The following is a 15,554-nucleotide window of genomic DNA, read 5'->3' as shown; positions in this document are numbered from 1 at the left end:
ATCAGATTTTTTGGGTCTCTATGTAAAAGTTTTTATCGAAGTTCACTTGGCTTCCGTCCAATTTTTCTTTTTTCCATTCGTTGCTGGGGAACAGCCACTTTTCGGCACCATTTACAAAAACTCGGACTGGCATATCAAAATCATCCACTACATTGGTATAACGGTACTCAATCGAGTCTCCTTCCAATTTGTACTCCAAAGTTGGAATCATGGTCGTCCGAAGGTATTGGTCGAAAAAGGCTGATAGGTCTTTCTCCGTTTTATTGCTCAGGTAATCCTCAATTTCTTTCGTTGTGACCGTTTGATGATAAAAATCCTTGTTCAGGCCTCGAAGTACCTGTCTCCATTTTTCATCATCTTCCACCAATTGGCGCAGGGTGTGGAGGATGTTCGCACCTTTGTAATACATGTCTCCCGAACCGGATTGGTTTACCCCATAAGGTCCAATAATGGGACGGTCGTTTTGTATTTTGGAGCGTGTTCCTATAACGTATTCTTCGGACGCTTTTGTGCCAAAATGATAATCGAGATAGAGGTTCTCCGAGTAAGCCGTAAATCCCTCATGCACCCACATATCGGCAATGTCCTTGTAAGTGATATTGTTCGCGAACCATTCGTGCCCCGCTTCGTGTATAATGATAAAATCGAATTGAAGCCCCCATCCCGTGCCGGATAGATCGCTGCCCAAATATCCGTTTTGATATTGATTTCCGTAAGTGACCGAGCTTTGGTGCTCCATACCCAGATAAGGCACTTCCACTAGTTTGAACCCATCCTCATAAAAAGGGTAGGGGCCAAACCAATGTTCAAAGGCCTGGAGCATCATGGGGGTCTGGACAAACTGCTTTTTGGCTTTTTCGAGATTTTCGGGCAACACGTAATAATCCAGCTTCAAAGGACCGTTTTCACCTTCGTAAACTTCATCAAAATGGACATAGTTCCCAATGTTGACATTTACCCCATAGTTGTTGATGGGGTTTTTTACCACCCAATTGTAGGTGGTAAAATCACCTTTTTCCTCAACGCTCTCCAGTTGTCCGTTGGAAACATCCATTAGTTCTTTGGGAACGGTAACGCTTATCCGCATACTGTCCACTTCGTCGTACATATGGTCTTTGTTGGGCCACCAAACGCTGGCTCCCAATCCTTGGCAAGATGTGGCCACAAAGGGATTGCCATTACTATCTTCTTTCCATGAAAAACCGCCATCCCATGGGGCTCTTACCGCTTCTCTTGGATGTCCTGAATATGTGATCTTTATTTCGTTGAACTCTCCAGGGACCTGTTTTTTCTTTAGTTTGATGAAATGTGCATTGCCCTGCGAAGTAAATTTTAGTTTTTTACCGTCCTGTTCAATAGATGAGATTTCCATTGGCTTTTGAAGGTCGATTTGAAGTGTTTTGTGCTCCTCCAACACTTTATACCTCAACACATTGTAGCCCGAAATGAATTTTTTGGAAGGTTCCACTTTTACATTGAGGTCGTAATGGTTCAAATCCCACCATTCACGTTCCGGTGTAATACTGCCTCTCAAGGTATCCTGTTTGGTGAAATTTTGAGCATGCGTGGCCAAGATTCCAATAAAAAGTGTGGTAAAAAAGAGTATTTGCTTCATATATGCCATCGTAATTATCTAAAAACTTTGTTCGGGAAGACCACTGGGCTTTCGTGTCCATCTTTACCAACGGCGGCAACTCCAAAAAAGTAATTGTCTATTACCACTCCCTCCAAGGTGTGCTCTGTAACGTCGCCCACATACTTGTAATGGTCCCAAGTAGGGGAAGTGGTGTCCCTCCAATATATTTTGTACCCGACCGCATTTTCCACTTTGCTCCATCTAAACTTGGCACTTGGTTCAACCACGCCTCCGATTTCAACCGTCTCGGGGGCAGGTGGCGCCCATGCTATAGAGGCGAGGTTGATGGCGTTTACCGCGGTAAGTTTTTTGGCATATTCAAAATTCACGTGTTCCAAAACATCACCGTAGGCAATACCGTCCTCTTCGCGTATGTCTTGGTGTTGCTGTGTATAATTCTCGTGGGCTTCCATAATTCTGATACCTGCATAACCTACATCGTTAAAAGGTCTATGGTGACCGCCGCGACCAAACCTATCCAAGCGGTAGATCATCATGGGGTTCATTTCTGGCATATAGGTCTGGGTGGTTTTGTGTACATATCGTGCCAATTGTCGGGAGATTCCATCCACTTCGCCACCGTAAAAACGCCTTGCTCTTCGCTCTTCCTCGGTCTCGGTCGGGGGAACGGGTTCGGAAAAAATTCTAAAATCCCTATTGCTTACCACACCATCGACCCCCGTGATGTTTCCGATCATATCGTTGTTGAGGATGCCCACAATATCCCAGCCTTTTTCCTTGGCATGTTCAGCAAGACCTTTTCCGCCATATAGTCCTTGTTCCTCTCCGGACAGGCCTACAAAAATGATACTGCTCTCGAACTTGTATTTTGATAAAACTCTAGCAGCCTCAATGGTTCCTGCCATTCCACTGGCATTATCGTTGGCACCGGGGGAGTCAGATGTGTAGTTGTTAGGGTCGCTGACACGGGAGTCGATGTCCCCGCTCATGATGATAAAGCGGTTGGGAAACTTGGTGCCGCGCTGAATGGCCACCACGTTCACAATTTCCACATCTTTCACGATTCTGGCGTTATCGCCTTCTTCTATAAAGTTACTCTGATAAAATACCTCTAGACAATCACTACAGTCGGCTGAGATTTTCTCCAATTCAGACTTGATCCATCTTCTTGCAGCACCGATTCCCCGGGTTTGGGAAACCGTGTCGCTCAAGGTATGTCTGGTTCCAAAGTTGGCCAAAGTGGTTACATCGTTTTCAATTCGTTCTGCTGACACTGCGTTGATGATGTCATAGATTCTGGTATCGGTTTGGGCATAGATTGTGGTCGTGAAAATCACAAATAGCAAGTGGAGTATTTTTCTCATATTAAAAAGCGTTGGTTTTTTTCTGAAAGTAAACTGCGTGAAAATAACAAAAAGGACCCAAAAGAGCATATACGATACCTGGAAGACCGTAATATAATCCCAATTGAAGCTTGGCAATACCAATGGAGACTAGGGCAACGATCACAAAAAGCCCAAAATGACGAGCATAGAAAAGATGTTTCATGTTGCTGTTATCTGCTTTTTTGTACACTCTTAAATACATAAGCGCATAGCAGGCGAAAATTAGAAGAAACCCAAGACTGTACAGTTGGAACAATGATGAAAATTCATCTGCATTGATTTGTAGCGTGCCGGTCCATGAATTGATCAAGGACTTTATGGGGAAGATGTAATAGAGTATCAAAAAAAGGAGAACCGCATTTAGGCCAATAATAAGGTTGTCCATATAGCTGGTCCTTCGGAAGAAATTGTAATGTACCGACCATAATCCGACCAGCGCAAAAAAACTTACCCCAAAACTCAAAAACACCATCCAGTCTACCTGTAAGATTGAAGTTTCTGCCTGGGTGCCCACGGAAACCACCAATAAAGTGGCGGCAAAGGCAAAAACCCCATCGCTAAAGGCTTCAATTCTACTTCTATTATGAGGCAGTTTCATTGGGTTATTGAATAAACGTGACCTTCGCGATTTCTCCGTTCGTTACTTCGTAAATGGCGATGGCCTTAAAAACGCTTCCGTTTACGGTTACGGACTCATGGTCAATAACCTTGTTTCCGATTACGATCCTGTTTACTATCTCACAGTTCAAATCCGGTGTGCTCTCAAAAAATGAACCGTATTGTTGCTTTAATTTTGAAAGGCCTTTTGAGTTGAGCTTGTTCGGATATTGATAGAGTTCTATACCCTGCGAATAGGTGTCCGCAAAAGCATCCAAATCCCTTTTGTTATATGCATCCAGCTGTTCTTGAACTATGCTCTCGGCATCGGTCAACGGGCCATCGGGAAAAATAAAGGTCATCGAGGAAATAGTCCCATTGGCCACTTGGTAAATGGCCACTTGGCGACCGTCCCTGCCATCAACCTTGGTAACTTCCTCATCGATAACCGTGTTTCCTACTACGATTCGGTTAACGACTTCCACGCTCGAGGATTTGACGTTTTCAAAAAACCGTTCATAATTCTCCCTCATTTTGTCGCTGCCCTGATACATTTTCTCGTTAGGAAAACGGCTGACCTGCACATTTTCTGCAAAACATGAGACAAAGGCATCCAAATCCCTGTTGTTAAACGATCGTACTTGTTTTTGAATGATTTTGGCAGGAGATTCCTCAGCCACAAAGGCCAAGCGTTTGCCGTTGGGGCTAATGGCAATTCGACTAATATTGTTGATTTCTTCCTGCGGAAATTCGATGATAGTTTCCCAATCGGGATTTTCAGAATCAATGTCCAGCATCAAAAGTTTTTTGCCGGCCCCGGTGATAATGATATTTTCGTTCAACCAGCAAATATCCTCTTCTTTATCGTAGGTGTTTGTAATTTTTTTGGATTCTCCCGTAATGGGGTCAAGGGACAAAATTTCCCAAGCATTGTTCTTTTTGCCGATAAAGCTCACCAAATCGGTGCCGGGTATGTTGTGCAGCGACCGTCCCACATTTTGATAAACCGTTTTTTGGGTATTGTCTTCCAAATTGATGATCTTTAAATCCATGCGGTTTTCCACCAAGACCGTTGCAATCAAAATATGCTTGTTGTACCAAACGTGATAGCCAATTTTTAAATCGGTTATCGGGCTGGATTCACTGGTTTTAAAATCATATCTGTATAAACGTTGCAATCCGTCCACATCCAACCGGATGGCCGAAATTGCATTTTCTCCGGGGATACGGAGCGGAGAGTATTCGCTGCCTGCCGTGGTATAGGTCAGCCAAGAGGATGTACTTCCTTCATTCACATTAAATTGAAGAACATCCGTTTGATCTTGCCGATTGGATGCAAATAGAACACTGCCATTGTCCCAAAAAGAAGGTTGGTTGTCGTACCCCGGGTTGTTGGATATATTTTTTGGGTTGGTCAATACGGGTTTTCCATTATTCAGTTCCAAATCAAAAAGGTAGACCTCTGTTTCGGTCTGGGCAGAAATTTGGATGCTTGTAAGCAAAAAGCAAATAATGAAAATCGCTCGTGTCATGGTTTTGTAAAACGTTTTAAAAGCTGCCTAACCCTTGCAGTGTTTTCCACATGGTATTTGGCTTGGGTTTTTTTAAGTCCGACCTTAACGGTAATTGCCGAATCTGGTAGCTCTTGGAACATAAATTCATCGGTCCAGTCGTCACCTATGGCAAATACAAAGTCGTAATCATCTTCGCTCAACATTCTGGTGGCAGCCCTACCTTTGTTCACGTTGCTGTTCTTTATTTCCATGACCTTGTTTCCGTTAAGAACGCTAATATCGTCATTACCTATTAAACTACGCAAAACGGTATTCAACTCTGTGGCTCTTTTTTCCCCAAAGTCGGGATCGGTATTTCGGTAGTGCCAAGCCAAGGAATAGTTTTTTTCCTCGATAAACGAGCCGGGCGTCCTGTCCACAAAGGATTCCAGTACGGGCCTTATTTTGCTCATCCAATCGCCTTTTACCTGTTCCAACATTTTGAATGCTTCCCCATTTCTGGAAATCCATACCCCGTGTTCTACGATCATATTGTATTTTTTCTCAAGGAACCAGCGCGTAAAGGTTTCCTTATCGCGACCACTGATCAAGAACATAGTGGTGTTTTCCTGTTGGTGCAATTTATCCAGGAGTTCATATAGTTCTTCATCTGGAGAGGCTTGTTGAGGATCTTTGTGAAATCCGGCCAAAGTCCCATCATAATCCAAGAACAATAGTCTTTTTTTGGATTTGAAATATGATTCTTCCATGGATAAAAGGATTTCTGAAGACATTTTTTCGGAGATAAACGCCTTGCCCAAATCCCTTTTTTCCTTAAGGGATCTCATAAACTCATTGGCCCAGACTTCCACGTTGTAGCGCTCCAGTCTTTTTTGCAGAAAGGTGTTTCGGGAAACTTGCTCTTCCATGGGCATGTTAAAGGCTCTTTTGAGTGTATCCGCTTGTTGCTCAAAGTTGTTGGGGTTGATCAACAATGCTTCGTTCATTTCGTAAGCGGAACCTGCCATTTCGCTCAAAATCAGCACCCCGGATTTATCCGTTCGTGTAGCAATGTATTCCTTTGCCACCAAGTTCATACCATCGCGCAAAGGGGTGAGCCAGGCAATATCGCTAGAGGTGTAGAGATCAATCAAGCTTTCAAAGGGCAGGGAACGGTAGAAATACCAAATCGGCGTCCAGTTCACGGTGGACAGTTCGCCATTGATTCTACCGACCAATTCATCGACCTCTCTTTTTAATAATTGATATTGCGGCACATTGGAGCGGGAGGGCACGGCCAAAATGATCAACCTGACTTTTTCTTTGTATTCCGGGTATTTTTGAAGGAAATATTCAAAGGCATTGATGCGCTTTGCGATTCCCTTACTGTAATCCAATCGATCTATGGATAGGATGAGCTTTGCGTCTGGTGTTGAGGCCTTGTGGTTGTCCAAGCGAACTTGTAGGTCGCTTCGTTCTTCATTGCTTTTGGAGTCGTGTGAGAGTGCCGCATCCCTAAACTTTTTATAATCTATACCCATAGGGAAGGAATCCACTTTTATGACCCTGTTGTCGAGGTAGATCTCATTAAAACTTACGTCCAGTCCGAGCAGTCTTCGCACCGAACTCAAAAAGTGCCTTTCGTAGTCGTAGGTGTGGAAACCGATAAGATCCGAGCCCAACAATCCTTCCAGGATCTCATCGCGCCAAGGCAGTGTTCGGAAAATTTCGAAAGAAGGAAATGGAATGTGCAAAAAGAAACCAATGGTGGTATTGGGGCGCTTTTCGCGTACCATTTGAGGTACGAGCATCAATTGGTAATCGTGTACCCAAATGGTATCGTCCTCATCGGAATTCTCGATGATGGCATCTGCAAACTTTTGGTTTACGGCCTTGTAGGTGTCCCAATAATTCAGTTCAAACTCGGAATATTTCAAAAAATAGTGAAACAAGGGCCAAATGGTCCTATTGCTAAAGCCGTAGTAAAAACCATCTATTTCATCGGAATTAAGCTTTACTTTGGCACAGCCATGTTCTTTTAGTGCTTTGTCAATATCATCCTCCAGTTCCTCGGGGGTATCTTCGTCGGTTAATCCGGACCAACCGATCCATAGACTTTCACCTCCACTGTGCACGGATTTCATCCCAGTGGCCAAACCGCCAACACTTGGTATTGCATTAAGTGTTCCATTGCTAATTTGTAACTGAACGGGTAATCGATTTGAGATTATGATAGTTTTGCCCATAAAAGGATAAGTTTTGACGTGTTTTAATTTTTTGTTTCTTTAAAAATCGGGAAATTCGAGCGTAAAACCAATTCATTCTAACCCTTTTGAGAATTTTTGAGCTATGGATAATTTGAATTACGGAATTATAGGAAATTGCAGGAGTGCGGCATTGATTTCCAAAGAAGGTTCTATTGACTGGTGCTGTTTGCCACAATTTGACTCCACATCGATATTTGCCAAACTCTTGGATGAGCAAAAGGGCGGCAGTTTTGAGATTCATCCAAAAGGTGATTATACGGTACAACAATCTTATTATAAAAATACGGCCATTTTGGTGACCCGATTTACCGATGGCGACAATATTTTTGAACTACAGGATTTTATGCCCCGCCATCATAAAATGAACGGAAAATATAAGGCACAGCCAGAAATTATCCGGTATGTGAAATATGTGTCGGGATCACCAAAGTTCACGGTCAAATACGACCCTAAACTGGAATATGGCCTGGGAGAGACCAAGCATTTTGTAAAAGAGGACTTTGTGGCCAGCCTTACCCATAAATTAAAATACGATACACTTTTTCTATACACTTCTTTTGACAAGGAGGCGGTTCTTAAGGGTGAAGAGATAACCCTTAAGGAAGATGGCTATTTCTTGATCAGATACAATGAAAAGATATTGAAGCCGACCACGGAAAAAATGGGGCTGGAACTGGAACGCACCAAAGTGTATTGGTTGGATTGGTCTGCAAAGACTCCGGATTACCAAAAGTTCAAGGATGAAATTATCCGAAGCGCCATTACCCTTAAAATGTTGACCTACGATAAAACCGGTGCTGTGCTTGCGGCTGCGACCACATCGCTTCCCGAGACTATTGGTGAGGTCAGGAACTGGGATTATCGCTTTTGCTGGATCAGGGATGCATCGATGGTGATCAAGGTGGTTTCCGAACTGGGCCATAAAAATTCGGCCAAGCGTTACCTTCAGTTTATTATTGATTTGATGCCCGATAAGGACGAGAAGCTCCAGATCATGTACGGTATCAACAAGGAAAAAAAGCTGACGGAAATAACCTTGGGCCATTTGGACGGCTATAAAGGGTCTAAACCTGTTCGTGTGGGCAATGCGGCCTACATGCAAAAGCAGAACGATATCTACGGAATATTGATGGATGTGATCTACGAGCAGTTGAAAAATTTTAGCAACGACATTGAAAATGTGGAAGAGCTTTGGAGCATTACCAAGGGTATTGTGTGGATCGTTGGCAAACACTGGGAAGAACCGGACAAGGGTATTTGGGAGTTCCGAGGTGAGGACAAACACTTCACGTTTTCCAAGGTCCTATGTTGGGTCGCACTAGATAGAGCCATAAAAGTGGCCAAAATGTTCGGGAAAACACGAAAACTGGAACGGTGGACAGCGCTTGAACAGAAGATAAAGGATGACATCCATGAAAATGCATGGAACAGTGACATCAATGCATTTGTACAGAGCTATGGGTCCAGACATTTGGATGCATCCGTTTTATTGATGGAGCCTTATGGGTTTATCCATCCGCGCGACCCCAAATATGTGAGCACTGTAAAGGCTATTGAAGAAGGTTTGAGCAATGACGGTCTTTTATATCGTTACAAAAACGAAGATGATTTTGGATTGCCCTCATCCTCATTTACCATTTGTACGTTCTGGTTCATCAATGCCCTCTTTAAAATAGGGGAAGAAGAAAAGGCCCTGGAACATTTTGAGCGTTTGTTGGGTTACAGTAACCATTTGGGATTGTTCAGCGAGGACATCGACTTTAAAACAAAACGTTTGTTGGGCAATTTCCCACAAGCTTACTCGCATTTGGCCCTTATTGAGTGTGCGATTAATTTTTCCACTAAGCAAAAGGACGAGCGAATACTGGAGTCCATCAAATAAATAAAATAAAAAACGCCCCGATCGGGGCGTTTTCAAATCCAAGTGGGTTTTATCCCAACACTTATTTGAATTAGTCAAAGGTATACCCATTATCTGCGGCAACTTTGTCGGCGATCTGCGTTCTAAGTTTCACCACATTGGGTTGGTTTGTATACTTGGTAAAGCGTTTTAGTCCCATCAACATCATTCGTTGTTCATCACCTTCGGCAAAGGAAACTATGGCTTCTTTTCCTTTTTGCTGGATGATGTCAACCGCTCTGTACAAATACAATTTGGACATCGCTATTTGTGCTGCCTGGGCTTCTTCACCAAAGCGTTTTGCATTTTTCTCAGTTCTGAGAATGGCTGATTCCGCCATATAAATTTGAATCAAGATATCGGAAGCGGCCATCAAGAGCATTTGATGTTCTTCCAAATCGGGACCAAATTTCTGAACGGCGCTACCAGCGACCATCAAAAAGACTTTTTTCAGTCTTGCAAGCAAGTCTTTTTCTTCGGACAGCAATTCGGAATAGTCCGGTGTGTCAAAAGATGGAATGCCCATCAATTCCTCTCCCACTTTTGTGGCGGGCCCCAAAAGGTCCACATGGCCTTTCATAGCTTTCTTCACCAACATTCCAACGGAAAGCATGCGATTGATTTCGTTGGTGCCTTCGTAAATTCTGGAAATACGGGCATCTCGCCATGCCGATTCCATTGGGGTATCGGCACTAAAGCCCATTCCCCCGAATATTTGGATGCCTTCGTCCGTGGTATGTTGTACGTGCTCGGAAACGGCTACCTTCAAAATGGAACATTCAATGGCATACTCCTCTACACCTTTGAGCTCTGCTTCTTGGTGCGGATTGCCGCTTGCTTCGCGAATGGCAATTCTGTCCTCGATATTCTTTGCGGCACGATAGCAGGCTGCTTCGTCCACATAGGCGTTGGTGGCCATATCTGCAATTTTTGCTTTGATGGCACCAAAGTTGATGATCGGGGTTTTAAACTGAACACGCTCGTTGGCGTATTTTGTGGCTTCGCTGATAACACGGCGCTGCGCTTCCAAACAAGCGGCCGCCAATTTAATACGACCTACGTTCAAGGCATTCATCGCGATTTTAAAACCGTTTCCTCTTTCGGACAGCATATTTTCAACGGGAACCTTGGTTTCGTTGAAGAATACTTGTCGGGTAGAGGAGGAGTGAATGCCCAATTTCTTTTCCTCATCACCCAATGAAATTCCATTTTCCGGGTCGTTTTCCACGATAAACCCGGTGATGTTTTTGTCATCTTCAATTCGCGCAAAAACAATGAAAAGGTTACAGAATCCAGCATTGGAAATCCACATTTTCTGTCCCGTGATGCTGTAATGTTTGCCGTCATCCGAAAGCACGGCCTTCGTTTTTCCCGAGTTCGCATCGGAACCTGCTCCCGGTTCTGTTAAACAATAGGCACCGAACCATTCGCCGGTAGCCAATTTGGGCACATATTTTTGAATTTGTTCTTCGGTTCCGTACAGCGTGATGGGCATAGTTCCAATTCCGGTGTGGGCTCCAAAAGCGGTACTAAAGGAACCCGTAGCGCCCGAAATGTAATCGCAGACCAGCATGGTGGAAACAAATCCCATTCCCATACCGCCATAAGCTTCGGGAACGGCCACACTTAGCAAGCCAAGTTCGCCGGCTTTTCGCATACATTCCTCGGTGTAGGCGTAGTCTTTTTTCTCAAAACGCTCCCAGTGTGCCCAAAGTTCACGGTCCACAAATTCCTTGGTGCTTTCGCGCATCATTTTTTGTTCCTCGTTGAGGTCCTCCAGGGTGAATACGTCCTCGCATTTGGTCTCCTTGACCAAGAATTGACCTCCTCTCAGTATGTCTTTTTCTGTTGTTTCCATTTTTTTAATGATTAAAGAAGATAGAAAATAGACGAAAGACTTATTTCAATCCGTTTTGAAAACCCATCGTCATCTTTTGCCATTCTTCTATTTTATCTTCAAGTTTGTTTAAATTTTCAGTGTTAATATAATTTCGATGTTTAGCTATTAAAAGTTGCGTGCCTAATTCAAAAGAGGAGCCTAGAGCCACGTTGATAAAATATTTGAAGGATTTATCGGTTCTGGAGGATCCCTCAGCAATGTTACTTGGCATTGAAACTGAGCACCTGCTTATTTGGGAACTTAAGTCATATCGCTCATGAGTGGGAAAATTAAGTAGCAAATCAGAAATATCATTTGCAATTTCCAAACCGAGTGACCAAATCTTCAAATTTTTATAGTTATGCCTTTTCACGATAGGACGTCTCTTTTCTCTAATCTCTTTTCGAATATTAAGAAAGGAACTCGAATATCCCCGCAGCACCCTGGCCTGTACCTACGCACATGGTGACCATCCCGTATTTGCCTTTCATGTCCCGCTTTCTCATTTCATCAAAAAGCTGAACTGACAATTTGGCCCCGGTACATCCCAATGGGTGACCCAGTGCTATGGCCCCTCCGTTTACGTTCACGATTTCTTGGTTCAGTCCCAATTCTCGGATAACGGCCAATGATTGCGATGCAAACGCTTCGTTCAATTCAATAAGGTCTATTTGGTCCTGCTTCATTCCGGCTTGTTTTAGTGCTTTTGGAATGGCTTTTACAGGCCCTATTCCCATAATTCTTGGTTCTACTCCTGCTGCAGCGTAGTTGACCAATCTGGCAATGGGTTCCAAATTGAGTTCTTTGACCATTTCTTCGCTCATCACCATGACAAAGGCCGCTCCATCGCTCATTTGTGAGGAATTCCCTGCGGTTACGCTACCTCCTTCTGCAAAAACTGGTCTTAGTTTGTTCAATGTAGGGATATTGGTCCCTTTTCTTGGTCCTTCGTCCTTGTTTACGGTATAGGTTTTGGTCTCTTTTTTGCCTGATTCATTTACAAAAGTATGCTCCACATCAATGGGAACTATTTGATCTTGAAAACGATTTTCCTCTTGGGCTTTTAACGCTTTCATATGGGAATTGTAGGCAAAAACATCTTGATCCTCCCGGGAAACCTTGAATTGTTTGGCAACGGCTTCGGCGGTAAGTCCCATGCCCCAATAATAATCTTCATGTCCTTCCTTGGCCGTTGCGTAATCGGGTGTGGGCTTGTAACCTCCCATGGGGATGTAGCTCATGCTTTCGGCACCCCCTGCGATAATGCAATCTGCCATACCCGCTTGGATTTTGGCTGTGGCAATCCCTATCGTTTCCAATCCTGAGGCACAATAGCGGTTCACGGTCACCCCAGGTACATCGTCAATGTCCAGACCCATAAGCGAGATAAGTCTTCCCATGTTCAATCCTTGTTCGGCTTCGGGCATCGCATTTCCCACGATAACGTCGTCAATACGTTTTTTGTCCAATTGAGGAAGCTCTTTCATGATGTGTTCGATGGTTTCGGCAGCCAGTTCATCTGGACGCTTAAACCTGAACAGTCCTTTTGGAGCTTTGCCCACGGCTGTTCTATATCCTTTTACTATGTATGCTGTTTTCATTTAATAAGTATTGAGAATTGAGATGTTAGTATTGAGGTTAAAGCTTTTGTTGTAATGAATAAATCATTTTTTGTATTTCAATACATGCATCTATCAGTGTTTGTACATTCTGATTTTTAGTTAAGTTTAATTCAATAATTAAAATCAATTGCGTCTGTAATTCGTATAGAGAACCGTTCGCAATACCTAAAAAGTGCTTAAACTCTTTATTTGAATTTCTTCCAGCCCCTTCGGCAATATTGGAAGGAACTGATACCGCACTTCTTTTAATTTGATTAATCAAACCAAATTTTTCGTCTTTTGGCAATTCAGGCATGAGTAGATAGATGGACTTGGAAAGTTGAATCGATTTCCTCCAAATTTTTAAGTCTTCTACCTTGTGCATATCTAATTACTCAATTCTAGTATCTCACTACTATCGCAACAACTAGTTGCGAAGTGGTTTTCCTGTTTTCAACATATGCTGGATACGCTCCAACGTCTTTCTTTCGGTACAAAGGGATAGAAATGCTTCTCTTTCCAAATCCAAAAGATATTGTTCGGTTACCATTGTGGCTTCCGAAAGGTCGCCTCCGGCCATTACATAGGCCAGCTTGTCGGCAATCTTTTTGTCGTGTTCAGAAATGTAATGTCCAGCTTCCATAGAGTCTGTTCCTACCAAGAACATACCCAATGCCTGTTTTCCAAGTACTTTCACATCTTTGCGCTTCACAGGTTTGGTGTAACCCGCATCTGCCATAAGTTTAGCGTGGGCTTTTGCTGTTGCGATTTGACGGTCTTTATTGACCACAACAACATCTTTGCCTTTTTGCAAGATGCCCAAATCAAATGCTTCATAGGCCGATGTGGACACTTTGGCCATTCCGATGGTGAGGAAATACTCTTGAAGCACATTGAGCTCCACATCATTCTTTCTGAATGTGTCCGAAGCGCGAAGGGCCATTTCTTTGGAACCGCCCCCGCCTGGAATCACACCAACACCGAACTCCACCAAACCAATATAGGTCTCTGCCGCGGCAACTACTTTGTCGGCATGGAGCGAAAGCTCGCAACCACCGCCCAGCGTCATACCGTGCGGTGCGGAAACGGTCGGTATTGAGGAGTATCGCATCCGCATCATCGTGTCCTGAAACATTTTGATGGCCATGTTCAGCTCATCATATTCTTGTTCCACGGCCATCATAAAAATCATTCCGATGTTGGCGCCTACGGAAAAATTCGCAGCTTGGTTACCTATGACCAATCCTGCAAAATCTTTTTCTGCCAAGTCAACGGCCTTGTTCAAACCTGCGAGTACATCGCCGCCAATGGTGTTCATTTTGGATTGGAATTCACAGTTCAGGATTCCATCGCCCAAATCTTCAATCACGACACCACTGTTTTTGAAGACTTCTTTTGTTTTTCTGATGTTGTCCAAAATGATGAAGGCATCCTGACCTGGAACTTTTTCCATGGTCTTTTTGGGAATATCGTAGAAGTAGGTATTGCCCTCTTTTACCGTATAGAAGGACTCAATTCCTGCTTCTTTCATTTCGGATACCCATGGAGCGGCTTCCAAACCTTCGGCCTTAATGAATTCAAGACCTTTTTCGAGCCCTACGGCATCCCAAATTTGGAAGGGTCCGTGCTCCCAGCCAAAACCGGCCTTCATGGCATCATCTATTTTGTATAACTCATCCGTGATTTCTGGAATTCGATGGGTAACGTAGGCAAAAAGTGCTCCGAAGCTCTTTCGGTAGAACGCTCCGGCTTTATCTTTTCCATCAACCAAAACGGGAAAACGGTCAATAACTTTATCAATGGACTTGGTGAGTTCCAGCGTGGCGAATTTTGCACTCTTTTTGGCCCGATAGTCCATAGTGTCCAAATCCAAGGTCAGGATTTCGCTCTTGCCATCGTCTCCCTTAACTTTTTTATAAAAACCTTGTCCAGTTTTACTGCCCAACCACTTGTTGTCCATCATGGTTTGGATAAAATCGGGCAACTGGAACAGTTCGTGGCGCTCATCGTCCTTGCAGTTTTCACTGATTCCGTTGGCCACGTGCACAAGGGTGTCCAATCCAACCACATCCACGGTTCGGAAGGTAGCGGATTTGGGTCTGCCAATCACGGGACCGGTCAATTTGTCGACTTCCTCCACCGTCATCTCCATTTCTTTTACGGCATGGAAAAGACTTTGGATACTGAAGATTCCTATTCTGTTTCCAATAAAGGCGGGTGTATCCTTGGCCACCACGGAGGTCTTGCCCAAGAACTGCTCTCCGTACCCGTTGAGGAACTCCAGAACATCTTTGGAGGTTTTGGGTCCCGGGATGATTTCAAAGAGTTTTAAGTATCGTGCAGGATTGAAAAAGTGGGTACCGCAGAAATGCTTTTGGAAATCCTCACTTCTTCCTTCGCTCATAAAGCGGATGGGAATACCTGATGTGTTGGAAGTGATGAGTGTTCCCGGTGTGCGGTGTTTATCCAAGTTTTCGAACACCTGCTTTTTGATGTCCAAGCGTTCCACGACCACCTCAATGATCCAATCCACATCGGCAACTTTGGAAATATCATCTTCCATGTTTCCAGTGGTGATGCGATCCGCAAATTTTTTGTGGTAAATAGGGGAGGGCTTGGATTTGAGGGCGGACGCCAGTGATTCGTTCACCAAACGGTTGCGTACCGCTTTATCTTCCAAGGTAAGTCCTTGGGCCTTTTCCTTGTCGGTAAGTTCGCGTGGGACAATGTCCAGTAATAGAACTTCGACCCCAATATTCGCAAAATGGCATGCAATGCCACTTCCCATAATTCCGGAACCGATAACGGCAACTTTGTTTATATGCCTTTTCATGT

Annotated in this window: 11 protein-coding genes; 1 reads left to right on the top strand and 10 read right to left on the bottom strand. The window is 43.9% G+C overall.

Translation table 11 applies throughout. The features are described from left to right. Position 1: 1 nt before the first annotated feature. From GVT53_RS09470 to GVT53_RS09450, 5 genes are read right to left on the bottom strand one after another with little or no spacing between them, the layout of a single operon-like run. Entirely contained in the window at positions 2 to 1,615 is a 1,614-nt protein-coding gene (locus GVT53_RS09470) for a M1 family metallopeptidase (protein ID WP_166248427.1), read from the bottom strand. 14 nt (positions 1,616 to 1,629) lie between these two features. Continuing rightward, a complete protein-coding gene (locus tag GVT53_RS09465; RefSeq protein ID WP_166248426.1) occupies positions 1,630 to 2,961 on the bottom strand; it encodes a M28 family metallopeptidase in 1,332 nt (443 codons plus the stop codon). Position 2,962: 1 nt separating this feature from the next. Next, positions 2,963 to 3,580 (bottom strand): TMEM175 family protein, encoded by a 618-nt coding sequence (locus GVT53_RS09460; protein ID WP_166248425.1) that lies wholly within the window; start codon positions 3,578 to 3,580, stop codon positions 2,963 to 2,965. A gap of 4 nt (positions 3,581 to 3,584) precedes the next feature. Continuing rightward, positions 3,585 to 5,111, bottom strand: coding sequence for a nuclear transport factor 2 family protein (locus GVT53_RS09455; protein ID WP_166248424.1), 1,527 nt, complete (start codon positions 5,109 to 5,111; stop codon positions 3,585 to 3,587). Beyond that, the gene (locus tag GVT53_RS09450) at positions 5,108 to 7,318 is read right to left on the bottom strand and encodes a bifunctional alpha,alpha-trehalose-phosphate synthase (UDP-forming)/trehalose-phosphatase (RefSeq protein ID WP_166248423.1); all 2,211 of its coding nucleotides are present in this window, start codon (positions 7,316 to 7,318) and stop codon (positions 5,108 to 5,110) included. Before GVT53_RS09450 ends, GVT53_RS09455 begins: the two co-directional genes overlap by 4 nt. A gap of 103 nt (positions 7,319 to 7,421) precedes the next feature. Between GVT53_RS09450 and GVT53_RS09445 the strand changes: the two genes are divergently transcribed. Next, positions 7,422 to 9,221, top strand: coding sequence for a glycoside hydrolase family 15 protein (locus tag GVT53_RS09445; protein ID WP_166248422.1), 1,800 nt, complete (start codon positions 7,422 to 7,424; stop codon positions 9,219 to 9,221). A gap of 70 nt (positions 9,222 to 9,291) precedes the next feature. On the opposite strand, the gene GVT53_RS09440 is transcribed toward GVT53_RS09445, so the two are convergent. The 5 genes from GVT53_RS09440 to GVT53_RS09420 form a co-directional block, all read right to left on the bottom strand. Further along, on the bottom strand, positions 9,292 to 11,097 hold the full coding sequence (locus GVT53_RS09440) for an acyl-CoA dehydrogenase family protein (protein WP_166248421.1): 1,806 nt from the start codon (positions 11,095 to 11,097) through the stop codon (positions 9,292 to 9,294). A gap of 40 nt (positions 11,098 to 11,137) precedes the next feature. Continuing rightward, positions 11,138 to 11,467 carry a four helix bundle protein gene (locus GVT53_RS09435; RefSeq protein WP_240905195.1) on the bottom strand — a complete coding sequence of 110 codons (330 nt, stop codon included), beginning with the start codon at positions 11,465 to 11,467 and terminating at the stop codon, positions 11,138 to 11,140. A 61-nt stretch (positions 11,468 to 11,528) separates the two neighbouring features. After that, positions 11,529 to 12,719: an acetyl-CoA C-acyltransferase gene (locus tag GVT53_RS09430; RefSeq protein ID WP_166248420.1), complete on the bottom strand. Its 1,191-nt coding sequence runs from the start codon at positions 12,717 to 12,719 to the stop codon at positions 11,529 to 11,531. Between the two features lie 37 nt (positions 12,720 to 12,756). Beyond that, a complete protein-coding gene (locus GVT53_RS09425) occupies positions 12,757 to 13,104 on the bottom strand; it encodes a four helix bundle protein (RefSeq protein ID WP_166248419.1) in 348 nt (115 codons plus the stop codon). 42 nt (positions 13,105 to 13,146) lie between these two features. Then, complete coding sequence (locus tag GVT53_RS09420) at positions 13,147 to 15,552, bottom strand: 3-hydroxyacyl-CoA dehydrogenase/enoyl-CoA hydratase family protein (protein ID WP_166248418.1); 2,406 nt, start codon at positions 15,550 to 15,552, stop codon at positions 13,147 to 13,149. Positions 15,553 to 15,554 lie beyond the last annotated feature (2 nt).

This window comes from Flagellimonas oceani, from assembly GCF_011068285.1.
Lineage (GTDB): Bacteria > Bacteroidota > Bacteroidia > Flavobacteriales > Flavobacteriaceae > Flagellimonas > Flagellimonas oceani.
This window is presented reverse-complemented; position numbering and strand designations above follow the sequence as displayed.

Bases quoted from the DNA above. Each gene is read 5' to 3' on its own strand.
- GVT53_RS09470 (WP_166248427.1), bottom strand. From the start codon at position 1,615: ATGAAGCAAATACTCTTTTTTACCACACTTTTTATTGGAATCTTGGCC.
- GVT53_RS09465 (WP_166248426.1), bottom strand. From the start codon at position 2,961: ATGAGAAAAATACTCCACTTGCTATTTGTGATTTTCACGACCACAATC.
- GVT53_RS09460 (WP_166248425.1), bottom strand. From the start codon at position 3,580: ATGAAACTGCCTCATAATAGAAGTAGAATTGAAGCCTTTAGCGATGGG.
- GVT53_RS09455 (WP_166248424.1), bottom strand. From the start codon at position 5,111: ATGACACGAGCGATTTTCATTATTTGCTTTTTGCTTACAAGCATCCAA.
- GVT53_RS09450 (WP_166248423.1), bottom strand. From the start codon at position 7,318: ATGGGCAAAACTATCATAATCTCAAATCGATTACCCGTTCAGTTACAA.
- GVT53_RS09445 (WP_166248422.1), top strand. From the start codon at position 7,422: ATGGATAATTTGAATTACGGAATTATAGGAAATTGCAGGAGTGCGGCA.
- GVT53_RS09440 (WP_166248421.1), bottom strand. From the start codon at position 11,097: ATGGAAACAACAGAAAAAGACATACTGAGAGGAGGTCAATTCTTGGTC.
- GVT53_RS09430 (WP_166248420.1), bottom strand. From the start codon at position 12,719: ATGAAAACAGCATACATAGTAAAAGGATATAGAACAGCCGTGGGCAAA.
- GVT53_RS09425 (WP_166248419.1), bottom strand. From the start codon at position 13,104: ATGCACAAGGTAGAAGACTTAAAAATTTGGAGGAAATCGATTCAACTT.
- GVT53_RS09420 (WP_166248418.1), bottom strand. From the start codon at position 15,552: ATGAAAAGGCATATAAACAAAGTTGCCGTTATCGGTTCCGGAATTATG.